Origin of the sequence: Albibacillus kandeliae, from assembly GCF_003116585.1 — a bacterium.
Classification (GTDB): domain Bacteria; phylum Pseudomonadota; class Alphaproteobacteria; order Rhodobacterales; family Rhodobacteraceae; genus Albibacillus; species Albibacillus kandeliae.
Map to the genome: position 1 here is coordinate 444,006 of NZ_QEHM01000006.1, position 17,639 is coordinate 461,644.

At 66.7% G+C, this 17,639-nt stretch carries 14 protein-coding genes; 4 read left to right on the forward strand and 10 right to left on the reverse strand.

The annotated features are described in order from the left end of the window. The first annotated feature begins 3 nt into the window (after positions 1–3). Positions 4–348 (forward strand): cupin domain-containing protein, encoded by a 345-nt coding sequence (locus DDT93_RS15475; protein WP_109466746.1) that lies wholly within the window; start codon positions 4–6, stop codon positions 346–348. Between the two features lie 26 nt (positions 349–374). Next, positions 375–1,895, forward strand: a complete 1,521-nt coding sequence (locus DDT93_RS15480) for an aldehyde dehydrogenase family protein (protein WP_109466747.1) — start codon at positions 375–377, stop codon at positions 1,893–1,895. Here the strand turns inward: DDT93_RS15480 and DDT93_RS15485 are convergent, their stop codons facing one another. The 7 genes from DDT93_RS15485 to DDT93_RS15515 all read right to left on the reverse strand — a co-directional run bounded on the left by DDT93_RS15485 (position 1,896) and on the right by DDT93_RS15515 (position 11,315). Further along, on the reverse strand, positions 1,896–3,743 hold the full coding sequence (locus tag DDT93_RS15485) for an FG-GAP-like repeat-containing protein (protein ID WP_109466748.1): 1,848 nt from the start codon (positions 3,741–3,743) through the stop codon (positions 1,896–1,898). 136 nt (positions 3,744–3,879) lie between these two features. Then, positions 3,880–4,938 carry an MBL fold metallo-hydrolase gene (locus DDT93_RS15490; protein WP_109466749.1) on the reverse strand — a complete coding sequence of 353 codons (1,059 nt, stop codon included), beginning with the start codon at positions 4,936–4,938 and terminating at the stop codon, positions 3,880–3,882. Positions 4,939–5,014: 76 nt separating this feature from the next. Continuing rightward, complete coding sequence (locus tag DDT93_RS15495) at positions 5,015–6,430, reverse strand: amidohydrolase (RefSeq protein ID WP_109466750.1); 1,416 nt, start codon at positions 6,428–6,430, stop codon at positions 5,015–5,017. 121 nt (positions 6,431–6,551) lie between these two features. After that, positions 6,552–7,946: a sensor histidine kinase gene (locus DDT93_RS15500; protein WP_109466751.1), complete on the reverse strand. Its 1,395-nt coding sequence runs from the start codon at positions 7,944–7,946 to the stop codon at positions 6,552–6,554. Continuing rightward, positions 7,943–8,614, reverse strand: a complete 672-nt coding sequence (locus DDT93_RS15505; protein ID WP_109466752.1) for a winged helix-turn-helix domain-containing protein — start codon at positions 8,612–8,614, stop codon at positions 7,943–7,945. The genes DDT93_RS15500 and DDT93_RS15505 overlap by 4 nt, the downstream gene beginning before the upstream one ends. 135 nt (positions 8,615–8,749) lie before the next feature. Continuing rightward, on the reverse strand, positions 8,750–9,373 hold the full coding sequence (locus DDT93_RS15510) for a LysE family translocator (RefSeq protein ID WP_109466753.1): 624 nt from the start codon (positions 9,371–9,373) through the stop codon (positions 8,750–8,752). A gap of 199 nt (positions 9,374–9,572) precedes the next feature. Further along, on the reverse strand, positions 9,573–11,315 hold the full coding sequence (locus tag DDT93_RS15515; RefSeq protein ID WP_109466754.1) for a sugar phosphorylase: 1,743 nt from the start codon (positions 11,313–11,315) through the stop codon (positions 9,573–9,575). Between the two features lie 285 nt (positions 11,316–11,600). On the opposite strand from DDT93_RS15515, the gene DDT93_RS15520 reads away from it, so the two are divergent. Then, the gene (locus DDT93_RS15520) at positions 11,601–12,242 is read left to right on the forward strand and encodes a DUF1326 domain-containing protein (protein WP_109466755.1); all 642 of its coding nucleotides are present in this window, start codon (positions 11,601–11,603) and stop codon (positions 12,240–12,242) included. Between the two features lie 13 nt (positions 12,243–12,255). Then, positions 12,256–13,065 (forward strand): DUF2182 domain-containing protein, encoded by an 810-nt coding sequence (locus DDT93_RS15525; protein WP_109466756.1) that lies wholly within the window; start codon positions 12,256–12,258, stop codon positions 13,063–13,065. Positions 13,066–13,068: 3 nt separating this feature from the next. On the opposite strand, the gene DDT93_RS15530 is transcribed toward DDT93_RS15525, so the two are convergent. The 3 genes from DDT93_RS15530 to DDT93_RS15540 all read right to left on the reverse strand — a co-directional run bounded on the left by DDT93_RS15530 (position 13,069) and on the right by DDT93_RS15540 (position 17,596). Beyond that, on the reverse strand, positions 13,069–14,697 hold the full coding sequence (locus DDT93_RS15530) for a Na/Pi cotransporter family protein (protein WP_109466757.1): 1,629 nt from the start codon (positions 14,695–14,697) through the stop codon (positions 13,069–13,071). A 147-nt stretch (positions 14,698–14,844) separates the two neighbouring features. After that, positions 14,845–16,287, reverse strand: coding sequence for a glutamine synthetase family protein (locus DDT93_RS15535; RefSeq protein WP_109466758.1), 1,443 nt, complete (start codon positions 16,285–16,287; stop codon positions 14,845–14,847). Continuing rightward, positions 16,280–17,596 carry an aromatic ring-hydroxylating dioxygenase subunit alpha gene (locus DDT93_RS15540; RefSeq protein WP_109466759.1) on the reverse strand — a complete coding sequence of 439 codons (1,317 nt, stop codon included), beginning with the start codon at positions 17,594–17,596 and terminating at the stop codon, positions 16,280–16,282. The genes DDT93_RS15535 and DDT93_RS15540 overlap by 8 nt, the downstream gene beginning before the upstream one ends. Between the last annotated feature and the right edge of the window lie 43 nt (positions 17,597–17,639).

Genomic DNA, 17,639 nt, shown 5'->3' on the forward strand with positions numbered 1-17,639 from the left:
CCGATGACGACTCCGGTGATGAACAAACCGCTGGAACAGGACAACCTCGTTGACTGGGGCGTGATCCCCACGATGATCGAGGGCAGCTCGCACACCTCCGGCAAGGTCCTGCACAAGGGCCCCAATGGCGAGAGCGAATGCGGACTCTGGGTCTGCACCCCCGGCAAGTGGGAGTGCCACGTCACCCGTGACGAATTCTGCCACTTCCTCGAAGGGCGCTGCACCTATGTCCATGAATCGGGCGAGGTGATCGAGATCACCCCCGATACCGCCGCCTTCTTTCCGCAGGACTGGAAGGGCGTCTGCACGGTCCACGAGACGATCAAGAAGGTCTACATGATCCGCTGAGCGCGGGTCATCCGAAAGGTTTCCCCATGTTCGACCCCGCCAAGCCCAGCTATTTCCTGAACCCCGCGCATGTCCCGCTCGACGGCGCCGGGGTGACGCTGATCAACCCCTCCACGCTGGAGCCCGCCGGGGTCTATGGCGAACCCGGCCCGGAGGTGATCGACAGCGTGCTCGCCCGTGTGAACGCGGCGCAAAAGGGCTGGGCGGCGCTCGACCAGAAGAGCCGCGCGCGCATCCTGCATCAGGTCGCGAACGATATCGAGGCGGGCGACATGACCGAGGTCGCCCGCCTCATGACGCTTGAGACGGGCAAGCCCTTCCCCGAGGCCATCGGCGAGATCGCCAACATCCCGCCGGTGTTCCGCTATTACGCCGAAATGGCCCGCAACGACGGCGGCAAGATCGCAGGGACGATGCAGCCCGGTTCGTTCCAGTTCCAGACATGGGAGCCGCTGGGCACCACGGTCCATATCGTCCCCTACAACTTCCCCCTGATCCTCGGCTGCTGGTCCATCGCTGCCTCGCTTGCTGCAGGCAACGGCATCGTGTTGAAGGCCGCCCCCGCAGGCACCCTCTGCGCGATGAAGTTCATGGAGTTCTTCCACGCTCTTCCGACCGACCTCATCGCCTGCCTCCCCGGCGGTGGTGCGGTCGGGCAGCACCTGATCGACAGCCCGAAGACCCACGCTGTCGCCTTCACCGGCTCGGTCCCCACGGGCAAGGCCGTGGCCGTCGCCGCCGCGCAGCACCTGAAACCGGCAGTGATCGAGGCCGGGGGCAGCGATCCGCTGATCGTCTCCAAGCACGCCGACCTCACCGTCGCCGCCGCCGGAGCCGTCACCGCCGCCTTCCTGCAATCGGGGCAGGTCTGCACCTCGACCGAGCGCATCTATGTGGTGGACGAAGTTCACGATGCCTTTGTCGCGGCCTTTGTCGCCCACGCGCAAAAGCTCCGCATCGGCGACGGCATGGGCATCTCCGAAATCGGCCCGCTGGTCTCCGAACCCGCCCGCGCCAAGGTGATGCGGCTGGTCGAGGACGCGGTGGCGCAGGGCGCCACCATCGAATGCGGCGGCAAGATCCCCGAAGGCGCGGGCCCCGGCTGGTTCTACGAACCCACCATCCTCACCGGCGTCAAACCCGGCATGGCGATCCTGACCGAGGAAATCTTCGGTCCTGCCGTCTCGATCATCCGGGTCAAGGACTTCGACGAGGCGCTGACGATGGCCAACGACAGCCCCTTCGGCCTCGGCGCCTGCGCCTTCACCGATGATCTGGAAGAAGCCTTCCGCGCGGTGAACGAACTGCAAGCCGGCATGGTCTGGGTCAACAACCCGCTGGTCGACAACGACGCGCTGCCCTTCGGCGGCATCAAGAATTCCGGCCTCGGCCGCACGCTGGGGCGGCAGGGGCTCGACGCCTTCCGCCAGCCCAAAATGGCCGTGATCGACCCCAAGGCAAGGCTCGCCGACTGGTGGTACCCCTACCCCGACGGCTGGTTTTACTCCGAGGACGCACAGGGCGGCCGCAGCCACGTGGCTGGCTGATCAGCCGAACACGATATCGTCGCGCAGGTCGGCGATGGTGATGTTCTGAACCGTCAGGATATCGCCGTCGCCGAAGTCGAATACCACGTTGCCCGAAACCTCGCTGGCATGACGCAGGGCCTGCCGCAGGGTCGACACCCCCAGATCGGGCAGCAGCTTGAGCGTGTCGTGGTCGTCCTGAAAATCGATGATCCGGTCGCGGTCGTCGCCCGCACCAAAGACAAAGGTGTCCTTCCCGGCATTTCCGCGCATCACGTCGTTGCCTGCCTCACCGCGCAGGCGGTCGTTGCCCGTGCCGCCCTTGAGCACGTCCTTGCCCGCGCCGCCCAACAGGATGTCGCGCCCCGCGTCCCCGTTCAACTCGTCGTTGCCGCCGTCCCCGCGCAGCCGGTCCGCACCTTCGCCGCCCGAGATCGTGTCGGCCCCGGCCCCTCCGCGCAGGTCGTCGTCGCCCCGCCGCCCGCCTATACGGTCGTCCCCGCCGCGCCCCATCAGCGTGTCGTCAAAGGCCTGCCCGGCCATGACCTCGCCCCGGTTGGCACCAAGGCGATACATTCCGGTCGTGACCTCCGGCAGGTCACCCACCAGTTCGATCGCCCTTATGTCGAGCATCCCGGTCTCCGGGTTCGCATCAACGCTGACATAGCGCAGCACCCCGTTGTCGAAGGTCGGCAACGTGTGCGAGCCAAAGAAGTAGGTCTGGTCGGACTCGACATCGACCGCATCGTAGATCTGGAAAACGCCCTCGCCGCCGTTCAGCAGCAGCACCGGGAACGCGCCGTCGTTGTAGGGCCCGCTCCAGCCCTGCGGCACGATGTCGAGGCGCCCGTCGCCGTTCACGTCGTAGAAGTTCAGCCCGTAGGGAATCTGGGACCCCGAGAAATAGCCCGCGTCGGCCCCGAACCACCGCGCGCTGTCATCGGTCACCTTGCCGTTGTCCGACACCTCGAAGACCTGGATCGCGAACTCCGAGGTGTAGCCCTCGCCCGCGCGACGCCCCTGACCGATCATCACCAGTTCAAGGTCGCCGTCGCCGTCGAGGTCGACGGCCTGCAGGTCGATCACCTCCTGCGCGTTCCTCAGCTTCTTGTGGTCCGGCAGAACGACGGCATGGTCGTCGTCAAAGCTGCCGCCCTGATTGAAGAAGATCCACGATTTGCGCGGCGGATTGGTCCCGGGTTCCTCCTGCTTGCCGACGATCAGGTCCGCCAGACCGTCGTTGTTCAGGTCGGCGAACTCGGCCCATTGCTGGCGAATGTAGCTGCTGGAATCGTTCTGCGTCGCGATGCTCTCGGGCAGCGCGCTGCGGTCGAGGGTAAAGCTGCCGCTCCCGTCATTGATCAGCAGGAACGGCTGCGCGTTGTCCTCGTCGCCGTTGGTCTGCACGAAGATGTCGAGGTCGCCGTCGTCGTCGATGTCGCCTATGGCGACGCTGTGCGAGAACCCGGTCGCCGGGTTGGGAAACGACACCGCTGTCCAGCCGCCCGCCCCGTCGCTCATCATCAGGACGTCTTTCTCGCCCGGCGCTTCGGAGGTGTCGGGCCCGGTGTAGGCCACGTAGAAATCCATGTCGCCGTCGCCGTTCAGGTCGCCCACGGCAGCATCGCGGGGCACGTAGCGGCCGGGCAGTTGCGCCCCGATGGAAAAGCCCCCGTTGGCGTCGCCCAGCAACAGGTACGCCGCATAGTCGGTGCTGTCGTCGCCGTAGTTGTCTGTGGCGGCAAGGATATCGGTAATGCCGTCACCGTTGGCGTCGAAGCTGCGCGTGTAGGTGATGTTCGGCAGCACGTCCGGCATACCGAGCGATGCAATGTTGTAGTTCCACTGGAACCGGTCGGAAATATCCATCGGGCAGTCTCAATCACGCGCTGACAATGACAGCGGGGATCTCTCCGCAGCGGGGTCCGGCCTGTCAACGCGCGGGGCCCACGGCCCGCGCGTTTAGGGGCCCGCTGTGGCCGCCCTGCCGCGTGGCGCCTCGCCCTCAGGCCACGGCCTGGCAGAACTTCTTGCCCTCGCGCTCGATCTCCTCGATCTCGCCGCGCCGGATCAGTCGGTTGGCATGCGCCAGCGTCTCGGTGAAGGCAAAGCTCATCTGGTGCGGGTCGAGCGGCCGGGTGAACAGGATCGGCACCAGCTCGGCGATGGAATGGGGCTTCTCGGCGCAGGCCGCGCGGATGCGGTCGCAGCGCTCCTCGTGATGCGCCTCCAGTTCCTCGCAGCGGTGGTGCAGCCCATGAAACGGCCGACGGTGCCCCGGCAGAACCAGAACGTCATCGGGAATCTCGGCGCGCAGGTAACGCAGGGTGCGCAGGAAGTGACCCAGCGGATCGCCGTTCGGCTCGCCCGCCCAGACGCTGACGTTGGGCGAGATCTTCTCGAGCACCTGATCGGCGGCGAACAGCAGCTTGTCGGCCTCGCTGTAGAGCATGATCTGCTCGGGCGCGTGTCCGTCACCGGTAAAGACGCGGAACTGCCGCTTGCCGATGGTCAGCTGGTCGCCCAGCAGCAGGCGCAGGAAGGTCGGCGGCAGGTTGTCGACCAGCTTGAGATACTCGTTGCCCTGGATCGCGACGAGGCCGGCGGCCTCCTCGCTCATCCCGTGGCTGCGGTAGAAATCGAAGTAGTAGCGCGAGCCGAAGTCCTGCGGCGCGAGCGAGATCACCCGGCTCGACATATAGGCGGTCTGGCTGGTCAGCAGCGGCGCACCGCTCTTTTCGCAGAGGTAACCGGCCAACCCGATGTGGTCGGGGTGGTGATGGGTCACGATCACCTTGGTCAGCTTGAAGCCCTTGAGAGCCCCGTCGAACAGGGTCTCCCACATGTCGATGGCCTTCTTCGTCTTGATCCCGGTATCGACCACCGCCCAGCCGTCGCCGTCCTCGATGAGGTAGATGTTCACGTGATCCAGCTGAAACGGCAGCGGGATGCGGAACCAGAGGATGCCCGGCGCGATCTCCTGCACCGCGCCGTATTCGGGCACCTCGGCAATCGGAAAGGTCAGCGCATCATGGATCTTGGCGGCGGCGTTGGTCAGGGGCATTCGGGTTCACTCGACAGTGGCAGTGGCGGCGCAGGACTGCGCCGCGGGGCGTTTCAACGGGAGCGCCGGAGGGCGATCAGGCCATCGCGGCAATCGGCGGCTCGGCGCTTTCCGGCAGCGGGCAGACGTATCCCGCGGGCCCGGTCCGGCGCGCAAGGTCTTCCTTGGCCCGCGCCCGCAGGTCCGGGTCGCGCATCGCGTCGGCCCCGGTCGCGGCCATGACCGCCGCCGCGTGCACCATACCCTTGATCGCCGGCTGGCTCTTGCCCTGTGCAACCACCTGCCAGCTGTGCAGCTGCGTCCCGATGGCATGGGTCGCGCCCCAGAGCTGGATCGTCGGCACCACCCAGCTGACGTCCGACACGTCGGTCGAGCCGCCCATCGGCACCACCGGGGCGTCGGCGGGCACCACGAAATCGGCCAGCGGCTTGCGGCTTTCCTCGACGAGGCCCATCGACTTGTAGGCGGCAAGGATGTCGTCCTCGCTCAGCGTGGCCTGGAACCGCGCCGCATAGGCCCGGTCGACGTCCGAAAACGGCGGCGGCCCGAGCTGTTCGAGGTTGCGCTGCATCGCCTCGCCCAGCGGGGCGTTGTAGATCAGGTTCGACACGGCGGCGAGGACCTCGTCCGACACCTCGGTCTCGGTCATCATCGCCGCGCCCTTGGCGACCTTGCGCACGCGGGCCAGCAGCGCCAGCATTTCCGGTGCCGTCGCCGCGCGGACCACATAGCGCACCTTGGCATGGGCCTGCACCACGTTGGGTGAGATGCCGCCGCCGTCGATGATGGCGTAGTGAATCCGCGCCTCGTCGGGCATGTGTTCGCGCAGGTAGTTGATGCCGACGCTCATCAGTTCGACACCGTCGAGCGCGCTGCGGCCGAGGTGCGGCGCGCCTGCCGCGTGCGAGGCCTTGCCCTCGAAGGTGAAGTCGACCCGCGCATTCGACAGCGAACTGCCCTTCAGCACCCCCGGAATGCTGCCCGGGTGCCACGTGATGGCGATATCGACGTCATCGAAGGCACCGTCGCGCACCATGAATGCCTTGGCCGCGCCGCCCTCTTCCGCGGGGCAGCCGTAATAGCGCACCCGACCCGGCGTTCCGGTTTCTTCCAGCCAGTTCTTGACCGCCGTCGCCGCCAGCAGCGCGGCCGAGCCCAGCAGGTTGTGCCCGCAGCCGTGCCCGTTCGCCCCGGCAACCAGCGGCGCCTTCTCGAAGACGTCGGCCTCCTGGCTCATGCCCGCCAGCGCGTCGTACTCGCCAAGGAAGGCGATCACCGGACCACCCTCGCCCGCCTCGCCCATCACCGCGGTCGGGATGTTGGCAAGGTTCTCGGTCACGCGGAAACCCTGAAAGGTCAGTTCCTCAAGGTGCGCGGCGGCGCTCGCCTTTTCGGCATAGCAGGTCTCGGGGGTGGCCCAGACCTTGTCGCTCAGCGCCTTGAACCGGTCCTTTGCGTCCTCGACATATGTCCACAACGGGTGTTCGTTCATCGCGCCGGCTCCTGTGTTCGGAAAGATCGGCAGGATGGATGGTCCCGCCCCGCCGGGATGTCCCCGAACCTAGAACCGCGATACGGGATTTGCAATCGGAGGCGGGACATGCGCCCGCACGTCACCGCGCCTCTGCCGTTTCGGCAGGCTTGTCGCGGGTCGCCCCGGCCGGAAACACCAGCGAGACCCGCAGGCCCGGCGCGGCATCGCCCAGCACAAGCCGCGCCTCGTGCAGCCGCGCGACCACCGAGACAAAGTTCAGACCCAGCCCCGAACCGGGCGTGCCGCGGCTGCGGTCCAGCCGGTAGAGGCGGCGCAGCACCTTGTCGCGTTCCTCTTCGGGGATGCCGGGGCCATCGTCCGCCACGTCGAGCACGACCCGCCCGCCCTCCTGCCGTAGGGCAATCGCGATGCGGGTGCCGTCCGGCGTGTGGCGCAGGGCGTTCTCGACAAGGTTCGCCAGCAGTTGCAGCAGCAGGTTGCGCTCTCCCTCGACCATCGCGACCGGGCCCTCCCGGGGCACCGCGACCAGCTGGTGGCCGGTTTCGCCCGCCATCGGCTCGTAGAGCTCGACACAGGTCTCGATCAGCGCGGCAAGGTCGACCGGCGCGAATTGCGAGCGGGGCGTGCCCGCCTCGATCTGCGCGATCTGCAGCAGCGCGTGGAACACCGCCACGATCCGGTCCAGCTCGTCCGTCGCCCGGTCCACGAGGTCGCGCGCCTCGCCGTCGAGGCTCGGGTTGCGCGACAGCTCGTCGAGGTGGACCGCGACCCGCTGGATCGGTGTCTTCAGGTCATGGGCGATATCGGACGAGACCTGTCGCAGCGAGGCGACCGAAGCCTCCTGCGCCTCCGCCATCTGGTCGATCTTGGCACCAATCTGGGCAAGGTCGTCGGACCAGCCGCGCTCGGGCTGGACCCGCGCGCCGAGGTTGCCCGTGGTCAGCCGGTCGAGCGTGCGTCCGACCCGGTCGACATGCCCCGCGCTGCGCGAGGCGATGTAGACGGCCCCCGACAGCGCGATCAGGAAGGTCGGCACGAGGCTGATGACGAGGATGTTCAGGAACACCCGGCGCAGCGCCTCGATCTCACTGCGGCTGCGGGCGATGGTCAGCTGGCCGCCGTAGAGACCGGTGGTAAGAGCAAGGTAGCGTCCCTCGACTGTCTTGCCGTTCTGCGCGACGGAGACGACGTGGTACCCTTCGTTGTCCCGCGCGATTGCGGCATTCCCGAAGTGCCGCCCGTTGGGCGCAAAGTAGCTCAGCACCATGCGCTCCGGATCGGTGCTCTCGGCCTCGGCCCGCACCAGCGTCGCCACGGCCGCCGCGCTGGGGGCGGCGCGGAACCCGGCGATGTCCTGCACGAGATCCTCGCGCATCTGCTGTTCCATCGAGCGTTGGGTGACCACGTAGCTGGCGCCGAAACTGAGCAGGCTGACCATCGCAAAGACCGCGACCAGCCCAAGCGCAAGCCGCAGGGGCATCGAGCGGATCAGGCTGCGCAGACGGCTCCTCACGCGTCGATCCGGTAGCCCGCGCCACGCACCGTCTTGATCAGCTCGGTGTCGAAGGGACGATCCACCTTGGCGCGCAGACGGCTGATGTGGGTCTCGACCACGTTGGTGCCGGGGTCAAAGCTGATGTCCCAGATCGCTTCCAGCAGCATGGTGCGGGTCTGCACCCGGCCCTTGCGGCGCAGCAGGTGCTCGAGGATCGAGAACTCGCGCGGCAGCAGGTCCAGCGTCTGCCCTGCCCGTGTGACCCGGCGCGCGATCAGGTCCATCTCGAGATCGCCGGCGCGCAGCACGCTCTCGCGCTCCATCGCCTGCGGGCGGCGCGACAGGGCCGCGACCCGGGCCGAGAGTTCGCCGAATGCGAAGGGCTTGACGAGGTAGTCGTCCCCCCCGGCATTCAGCCCGTCGATCCGGTCGTCCACGCTGCCGAGCGAGGTCAGGAACAGCACCGGCGTCCGGTTGCCCGCGCCGCGCAACGTCTTGACCAGCGTCATGCCGTCGATCTCGGGCAGCATCCGGTCCACGATCATGACGTCGTAGTTGCCCGTCGTCGCCTGGATCAGGCCCTCGCGCCCGTCGGCGACGAGGTCGACGCTCTGACCTTCCTCGCGCAGGCCCCGGGCGATGTAGTTCCCGGTGGTCTCGTCATCCTCTACGACCAGTAGTTTCATCCCAACCTCGCAAGCCTGCACGCCATCGGCGCAAGGCTTCATATAATACGTCCAAGCCTCTACGAAACACGGGGCGATTACCATCCGTCGTCGGCAAGGTTACAAATGTGACAGGTTCCGGCCGATCCCGGGGGGTCAGGCCGCGCCGCGCCCCGGCTGACGGGCCAGCAGGAGCAGGACGCCAAACACCACCATGCCCGCGCCCGACAGGCGCTGGAACCAATGCAGGCGCGTCGCGGCGAATGCGGCCGCGAAACGGCCCGCCGTCGCGTAGACCGCGATCGCGACCACTTCCAGCAGCAGGAAGATCCCGCCAAGCTGCGCGTAGCTGAGCCAGTAATGGTCGGCGACGACGAACTGGGGGAAGAAGGCGGCGAAGATCAGGATGGCCTTGGGATTGCCGAGGGCGGCCAGACCTTCGCGCCGGAATGCCTGGGCCAAGGGCACCGCGCCGCGCTGGGATACCGAGGCGCCGGTGGCGGCGGGGGTGCGCAGCAGCTTGATCCCCAGCCAGATCAGGTAGGCCGCGCCGATGATCTTGACCACACCGAAGACCGTGGCCGAGGCCGAGAGCAGGACGCCGAGCCCGAGCGCGCTCGCCGCGATCATCGGGACGAAGGCGGCAAGGCGCGCGGTGCTGGCGGCCAGCGCGAAACGGACCCCGCTCTGCGCGCCATGCGTCATCGCCAGCAGGTTGTTCGGCCCGAAGGCGAGGTTCAGCGCAAAACAGGCCGGGGCGAAGAGAAGCAGGTCGATCATGGCTCTGACACAGATGGAGGCGATGGCTCCTTATGAACCACGGCGAGGCCGTTGAGAAGGCTGTCTCATGCGGGCAATGCGGCTGGGCAGACGACACGAGGCAAGGCTAACAAGTGGTTAACGCCCCTTTGTTTCCAGATACTTGCCCGAAAAATGTTTCGCGCGCGAAACGGCAAACAAAGGGTTAACGGGGCCGCGCCTAGCGGTTGGTGATCCAGCGGCACTGGTAGGGGGCCAGCACCATCTCCTCGCCCAGCGCCTCCACCGCCTCGCCCGAGAGGATATCGACCCAGTTCTCGTCCTCGATCAGGTTGATCGACGAGGGCGCGATGCGGACCTCCTCGTCGCTGACGTTGTGAAGGGCAAAGATAGACTGGTCGCGGTCGAGGCTCTGGCGCCAGATACCGAATACCCGCTCGTCGAGGGCGAGGGTGAACTGCGTCGCGTTGGGATGAAACGCGGTCTGCCGTGACCGCAGGCGCAGCCGCGCCGACAGCGCGTTCAGGACCCGGGCGTGGGGCGATTCCGGGTTGTCGAGCTGGTCCAGCAGCGTCGGGTAGTCCCAGCGGTGCCGGTTGATCGCGCGGTTCATCCCCCGCCGTTCCACCGCCTCGTGGTCGTTCGGCGTGGCCAGCAGCGAGTGGATGTAGAAGGCCGGGATCCCTTCCAGCGACATGACGATGGTCTGCGAACACATGAAGCGCTCGAAATGCAGGTCATCCTGCCCTTTGAAGGTCGCGCCGAGCGCGTCGTAGAAGGTGGTGTTCAACTCGTAGGGTGATTGACCCCCATCCGGCAGCGCCCGCATCGACACCAGCCCACCCTGCGACAGCACCGTGTCGATGACCTTCTGCTTCTCGTCCTCCGGCAGCACGCCCTCGGCGGGGCGCATCCCGATGCCGTCGTGGCTGGCGGTGAAGTTCAGATAGGCGCAGCCCAGTTGCGCGGGCGGCATCCCCGCCTGCCAGCGGTTCAGGTAACGCGCGCTGCCCGACATCATGGCGTGCAGGATCAGCGGCGGCAGTGGGAAGTTGTAGACCGCGTGCGCCTCGTTGCGGTTGCCGAAGTAGGAGAGGTTCTCGGCCTTGGGCACGTTGGTCTCGGTCAGCAGAATCACCGGCTCGGTCGCGAAATCGCAGAGCAGCCGGATCAGCCGCACGATGGCATGGGTCTGCGGCAGGTGGATCGACTTGGTGCCGACCTCCTTCCAGATGAAGGCCACCGCATCCAGCCGGACGATCCGCACGCCGTTGTCGATGTGCAGCCGTATGATGCGCAGGAACTCCAGCAGCACCTCGGGGTTGCGGAAGTCCACGTCGATCTGGTCGTGGCTGAAGGTGCACCACACGTGACGCGGGCCCTGCACCGTCTCGACCTCCTGCAACAGTGGCGTGGTGCGCGGGCGGACCACCTCGCTCAGGTCATCGTCGGGCGAGGCCTCGAAGAAGAACCTGTCGTAGGGCGCGATGCCTTGCCGGTAAGCGTTGAACCACGGGCCCTGGCTCGAGACATGGTTGAGCACGAGGTCCGACATCAGGTGAAACTCGCTCCCGATGCGGTTGATGTCGGCCCATTCCCCCAGTTCACTGTTCACGGCGCGAAAGTCGGTGACCGCGAAGCCGTCGTCGGAGGTGAAGGGAAAGAACGGCAGGATGTGCACCCCGTTCACCACGCCCTTCAGCCGCGAGACGAGAAAGTCGTGCAACAGGTCCAACGGCTTGTGCTTCCCGTCGATCAGCGTGTTGCCGTAGGTGATCAGCAGCGCATCGTGTTCCGACCAGAGCCGGTTCCCGGGCGTGCGCGAGCGTTTGCGGCGGTGGCTGCCCTCGGGCCAGAACGCCTCGACCACGTGGGAGGCGAGGATGTCGGGGTCGATATCCGGGTAGATGCTGCGCAGCAGGGCCGAGAGCTTCTGGCTGAAGGAAAGCGCGGAGGCGGTCATCGGTTGGCGATCGGTACTCTTGTTGCGGGACTGGCTAGGGGGAGCATGGGTAAAGCCGGCCCGAGGATCAATCAACAAGCCCGAATTTGTGGCAAGGACCCGCCAATCGCTTTGAAACGCGCCATTTTCTCATGCAGCGCCGGGCCGTTTCCCTCCTGTCCGCGCCACCGGACAGGCCCGACGGACGGGTACCGGAAACATCGCGGCTGAAAAGATAGCAAAAACGTGATATGTTGCAGATCTAGCCAATTTTTCACGTAAATTTTTTTCGGGGGAGGCGTCGAGATGACACCTTGGGAAATTCACGGGTACGAGTTAGCTAACTGTAACTGCGCCACGGGTTGTCCGTGTCAGTTCATGCCACTGCCGACGAAGGGCAAATGCGAGGCGGCAGTGGCCTTTATCATCGAGTCGGGAAAACACGGGGACGTCGACCTGTCGGGCACCAAGGTGGCGCAGGTCTATCAATGGCCGGGTGCGGTGCACGAGGGCAATGGCACCATGCAGACGATCATCGACGAAAGCGCCACCCCGGCACAGCGGGCCGCGCTCGAGAAGATCGTGACCGGTCAGGACACCGAGGACATGGCCACCTTCTGGTGGGTCTATTCCGCGATGAGCCCGAACAAGCTGGAGACGCTCTACAAACCCATCGAGATCGAGATGGATTACGAGGCGCGGACCGGCAAGGCGAGCGTGGCGGGCGTCTTCGACACCGTCTGGGAGCCGCTGAAAAACCCGGTCACGGGGGCCGAGCACAGGGCCAGGATCGACTTGCCCCACGGGTTCGAGTACCGCGTGGCCGAGGTTGGCAAGGCAACCACCCGGACCAAGGGAGCAATCAACCTGACCGGGACCGAGGGCAGCCACGCCCATTTCTGCGCCCTGCACATCACCGGAACCGGCGTCCTCGAGGCCGCGGCCTGAGCCGCAGGATGTCATGACACAACTGAGTGTGACCGAGCGCCTGCTGAGGCGCGACAGGCATCTGCTGGTCCTGATGATCTGCGCGCTGTTCCTGCTCGCGGGTCTTTACACGGTCTTCGGCGTCGGCATGGACATGTCGGCGCTGGAGATGACGGCGATGCGCGACATGCGCGACATGCCGGGGGTGCGTGCGCCCGGTGACTGGAGCGCGTCCCACGCACTCCTCGTCTTTCTGATGTGGTGGGTGATGATGATCGCCATGATGCTGCCCAGCGTCGCGCCCACCGTGCTGCTGAATGCCGCGATGCTGCGGCATACGGAGGACGCGGATCGCGTGGCCGAGCTCTGCTCGGTCTTTCTTGCGGGCTACCTCGTGGCCTGGGCGGGCTTCAGCCTTGTCGCGGCGTCGGTGCAGTGGGCGCTGGAAGCGGCCGGGGTGGTTTCGGCCACGATGATGACGCTGATCGACACGGTGCCCGGGGGCCTCCTGCTGATCGTGACCGGCGTCTTCCAGTTCAGTTCGCTCAAGGCCGCGTGCCTTGCCCATTGCCGCGCGCCGATCAAATTCCTGACGGAGCGCCGAAAACCCGGCGTTCGGGGCGCCTTCCTGATGGGGCTGGAGCACGGCACCTACTGCCTTGCCTGCTGCTGGTTCCTGATGGCCCTGCTCTTCGTCGGCGGTATCATGAACCTCATCTGGATCGTCGGCCTCGCGGCTTTTGTTGCCCTCGAACGGCTCAGCCCGTGGGGGGAAACAGCCTCCCGCGTCGCGGGCGTCGTGCTGATCCTCTGGGGCGTCGTGATCCTTGGCGGTCTGATCTGACGGTCAGACCGCCTTGAGACGGCTTTCGACCAGCAGCCCCTCCTCGTCGAGGATCGGGTGCGCGACCGAGACCACATGGGCGTTGACCCGCTTGAGATCGCGCAGCATGTCGAGGTGCAGCGAGGACGTCTGGAGGCTGGCGGCGTCGCCGTCCTGCAGGCGCATGAAATGCCGCTGGGCCGACTGGCGCTCCATCTTGCGGATGTCGACCTTGACCTCCATCAGCTGCTTGGCGAGGTCGCGGTCGCCGGTCATGAAGATGGTCTGCGCGACCTTGATGTTCTCCAGCGTCATGACGAACATCCCGCTGAGCTCGCGGTAGCCCTCCTCGGAGAAGCGCAGGCCGAGGCCGATCTTCTTGCGCACCTCGGGGCCGAGCCCCTTGTCGATGATGTCGCCGACGTGTTCGAGGTTGATCACGTAGTCAAGGATGTTGATCGCACGGCGGCGGTCGGCCTCGCCCGCCTCTCGGCCCAGCCGCGAGAGGTAGACCTTGACCTCCTGCTGGAGCCGGTCGACGCGGTCTTCCAGCACTGAGACCTCGGCCAGCGGGGCCGCGTCGTTCTTGCGGAAGGCGGTATGGGTCTGGACCATCATCCGCTCGACGATGTCGCCGATCGCCAGCGCCTCGCGGCTGGCCCCGGCAAGGGCGAGCGCGGGGGTCTCCAGCGCCTCCTCGTCGAGCCACTGGGTCCCGGCCTCTTCCATCTTCTCGGCGTCGGGCAGCATCCACTCGACCACGCGCGAGATCACGCCGGAGAACGGCCAGATCGCCACGGCGAGCAGCAGGTTGAAGGCAAGGTGCACCTCGACCGCCAGCCCGGTGGGCGGCAGCGGCAGTTGGCTCACCGCCTGCCCTGCGAACCCCGCGAGGGGCAGCATGACGAGGCAGCCGACGCTGCGCACGATCAGGTTGCCGACGGTAACGCGGCGCGCCGAGGGGTCCGAGCGCAGGGTCGCCAGCACCGGGGGCAACGCGCCGCCAAGGTTGGCACCCAGCACCAGAGCCACGGTCAGCCCGGGCTCCATGCCGAGCGTCAGGATCAGCATGACCACGGCCAGCGAGGAGGAGCAGAGCGCGGCCAGCGCGGCGGCGAAGAGCATCGCCACGGGCCAGGCGTTGTTCAGCAGGGACAGGAAGGCCGCCATCGCCTCGGACCCGCGCAGCGGGGCGGTCGCCTGCCCCAGCAGCGTCAGGGAGAGCAGCATGAGGCCGATCCCCATGAGTGCGAGGCCCGCACCGGAATAGGCCACCCGGACCTGCCGGCGCAGCACGTAGCCCGTGAGCAGCAGAAAGGGCACCAGAGCTTCGAGCCCGGCGGAGACGATCCATGCGGTCAGCGCCGTTCCGACGTTGGCGCCCAGCAGTACGATCTGCGCCTTGCGTCCGGTGATCACGTCACGCTCGACGAAAGAGGCGGTCATCAGGGCGGTGGCGGTGGAGGATTGCAGTCCGAGGGTGGCAAGCAGCCCGGAGACGAAGGCGCGCGGCCCGGTCCGGGTGCCGAGCCCGAGCGCCATCTTGAGCCGCATTCCGAAAGCCTCGGTCGCGCCGTCGCGCACGAGACGCAGACCGAAAAGAAGCAGGGCAACCGCGCCCGCGAGCTGAAGAACAACCGATACCGACTGCACGCCTTGACCTCCGCCCCCGTTTCCCGGGGTGCCTGTCCTGGCGGGGCCGGACGAACCGGCCCCGCTGAATTTGTAACTACAATGTATATACTGTAGCGATCTGGCCCGAGGTCAAGCGGCCAGCCTCCGAAGCGCCCTCACGGGGGCTCAATAGAGGTTGAAATATTCCGCCTGCTCCCATTCGGACACAGTTCCGAGATACCTTGCCCATTCCGCGCGCTTGATGTGAACGAGGTAGTCGACGAAACCGTCCCCCAGCACCCGGCGGTAAAGGGCCGAACCCTCGAAGGCGGCGATGGCCTCGGCAAGGGTGGTCGGCAGCGGCGCCGCGCCCGGATCGTAGGGCGAGGTGGTGGGCGGTGGTGCAGACTTGCCCGCCTCGATCCCGGCCAGCCCCGAGATCAGCTGCGCGGCGAAGGCATAGTAGGGGTTCGCCGTGCTGTCGGGCGCGCGGTTCTCGACCCGGCTCGCCGCGTCGCCCGGTGCCATCAGCGCGCGGAGCATGGCGCCCCGGTTGTCCTCGCCCCAGGCGATGCGGTTGGGTGCCAGTTGGAACGGCTGGTAGCGCTTGTAGCCGTTGATGGTGGGCGCCAGCAGGAGGCTCGATTCCGCCGCGTGATCCAGCAGGCCGGCGATCCATCCGCTGGCCGTGGCCGAGATCGCGCCGTCGTCGCCGGGCACGAAGAGGTTGGCCCCCGTCATGTCCTGGATCGACTGGTGCACGTGCCAGCCGTTCGCCGAGATGTTCTCGAGCCGGGGTTTGGCCATGAAGCTGGCGTGCAGCCCCTCGGCGGCGCAGACCTCTTTCACCATGGTCCGAAACATGACCATCGTGGCGGCATGTTCCATCGGGCCGCCCGGCTCGAAGGTCAGTTCGAACTGGCTTGGCCCCATTTCGATCTCGACCGAGCGGACCGGCATCCCGAGCCCCTGCGCCATGCGGCGGATGCGGTCGAGCACGTGCTCGGCCTCGCCGTAGCGGGTCTCGGTCAGGTACTGGTAGCCCTGCGTCAGCCCACGGGTGACCACCGGAGCGCCCGGCATGGTGGACTGCGCATGGCCGAGGCTGGGGTCGAGGCGTTCGAAGACGTGGAATTCCACCTCCAGCCCCATGCAGGCCTGCATGCCCTTTGCCGCCAGCGCATCGACCGCCGTCTTCAGCACGGTGCGCGAGGCGAAAGGGATCGGCGTGCCGTCGCGGAACACCACGTCACAGAGCAGCCAGGCCGAGTGCGGCGACCACGGCAGAACCTTGTAGGTGGTCGCGTCGGGCACCATCAGGACATCGTTGGCGCCGCGCAGCGGCCCCTTCACGCCCGGATCGTCGGACCAGACCGGAAAGACGGTCCGGTGCGACGTGTCCTTCAGCAGCAGGGTCGAGGGCACCCCCACCCCGCTCTTGAAGGCGGAGGCAAGAGCGCTGGCGACGATGGTCTTGCCGCGCAGGATGCCGTGCTGATCGGCGAACAGCAGCCGCACGGTCTCGACACCACTGTTGGCGACGCGGGCGACCAGTTCCTCGGCGGCGGCAAGCGCCGCCGCGTCGAGGCAGCCCATCCGGGCCAGAGCGCCGTTCCTGAGGTCAGACATTCGCATCCCACGGGCAGGCGTCGCGGCGGACCTTGTCGCTGGCCTTGGCCGAGGCGAACCAGTCCTTGTCCTCGGTGATCGAGTCATTGGAGACCGGGCCGGTGATCTCGGAGGGCTTGACCCCGTTCCACATCGGCAGCTCCTCGATCTTGCCTTCCTTGACCGAGGCGATGGCGGCGCGCAGCTTGCGACGGTTGCGGATGATGCCCACGTCGGTCTTGCCGAGGTGTTCGTCGGTGCGGTCCTGAATGCCGCCCATCGACTCCACCGCCCACTGGTCGTGCACGTTGATGTCCATGCCCATGCCGGTGTAGGTCTGGGTCCCCTGCTCTTCGGGGTCGTAGCCGTAGTTGTTCCGCTTGTTCTTGAGCGGGGCATAGTCCGGCAGGCGGTGTTCCTTGAGCCGCTGTTCGCGCATCTTCACCTTGTCCACGGGTTTGTCGAAGCTCGTAAACATCGAATACCAGTAGCAAGTCTTGTCATCTACCGGAACGTGCCACTGGGTGATTGTCATCTCGCGGCTCATCGGGATGCAGATCGCCTCGGGGAAGATCTGGTTGGTGACGCGCACATGGGTCAGGCCGCCGTCCATGTGGCGCAGCGCGGTCAGGCGCAGGCCATAGTCGGTGTCCTCGACCTGGATGTCCGGGCGCGGGTAGTCGCGCAGCAGCTTGGTCATCGGGATCTCGGTGTTCGCGGCCTTGTCGCGGAACTGCTTGCCATAGCTGTCGGCCGGGTCCTCGTCTTCGAGGAAGCGGTGCAGGAAGGAGGCGTGCGCCGGGTCGATGCCGACCTCGAGCGCCTGCAGCCAGTTGCATTCCCACAGGCCCTTGAAGGCGAAGACGTGGGTGTCGGGCGCGCGGAAGCAGTCGAACATGGGGAATTCCGGCGCCTCGCCCGGACCCATGTAGGCCCAGATGATGCCGTTCTTTTCCACCACCGGGTAGGAGCGTGCCTTGATCTGCTCGTGCATCTTGGAGCCTGCGGGCTCGCCCGGCTGCTCGACGCACTGGCCGGACCGGTCAAAGTGCCAGCCGTGGAACGGGCAGCGCAGCCCGTTGTCTTCAAGTCGGCCAAAGCACATGTCGGCGCCGCGGTGCGGGCAGTGGCGCTGGATCAGGCCCAGCTCTCCCTGCTCGTCGCGGAACAGCACGAGATCCTCGCCCAGCAGGCGCACGGGCACCACGGGGCGGGCGGTCATCAACTCGTCGCTGAGGGCGGCGGGCTGCCAGTAGTAGCGCAGTACCGAACCGGCATCGGTGCCCGGGCCCACGAGGGTCAGGCTGTCGTTCATTTCCTGGCTGATCATGTCGAAATCCTCATCAGTCTAAGTGTTGCGGCGCCTTGCGGCA

Excerpts from the sequence above, each read along its gene's own strand:
- DDT93_RS15475 (WP_109466746.1), top strand. The coding sequence starts at position 4 with ATGACGACTCCGGTGATGAACAAACCGCTGGAACAGGACAACCTCGTT.
- DDT93_RS15480 (WP_109466747.1), top strand. The coding sequence starts at position 375 with ATGTTCGACCCCGCCAAGCCCAGCTATTTCCTGAACCCCGCGCATGTC.
- DDT93_RS15485 (WP_109466748.1), bottom strand. The coding sequence starts at position 3,743 with ATGGATATTTCCGACCGGTTCCAGTGGAACTACAACATTGCATCGCTC.
- DDT93_RS15490 (WP_109466749.1), bottom strand. The coding sequence starts at position 4,938 with ATGCCCCTGACCAACGCCGCCGCCAAGATCCATGATGCGCTGACCTTT.
- DDT93_RS15495 (WP_109466750.1), bottom strand. The coding sequence starts at position 6,430 with ATGAACGAACACCCGTTGTGGACATATGTCGAGGACGCAAAGGACCGG.
- DDT93_RS15505 (WP_109466752.1), bottom strand. The coding sequence starts at position 8,614 with ATGAAACTACTGGTCGTAGAGGATGACGAGACCACCGGGAACTACATC.
- DDT93_RS15510 (WP_109466753.1), bottom strand. The coding sequence starts at position 9,373 with ATGATCGACCTGCTTCTCTTCGCCCCGGCCTGTTTTGCGCTGAACCTC.
- DDT93_RS15515 (WP_109466754.1), bottom strand. The coding sequence starts at position 11,315 with ATGACCGCCTCCGCGCTTTCCTTCAGCCAGAAGCTCTCGGCCCTGCTG.
- DDT93_RS15520 (WP_109466755.1), top strand. The coding sequence starts at position 11,601 with ATGACACCTTGGGAAATTCACGGGTACGAGTTAGCTAACTGTAACTGC.
- DDT93_RS15525 (WP_109466756.1), top strand. The coding sequence starts at position 12,256 with ATGACACAACTGAGTGTGACCGAGCGCCTGCTGAGGCGCGACAGGCAT.
- DDT93_RS15535 (WP_109466758.1), bottom strand. The coding sequence starts at position 16,287 with ATGTCTGACCTCAGGAACGGCGCTCTGGCCCGGATGGGCTGCCTCGAC.
- DDT93_RS15540 (WP_109466759.1), bottom strand. The coding sequence starts at position 17,596 with ATGATCAGCCAGGAAATGAACGACAGCCTGACCCTCGTGGGCCCGGGC.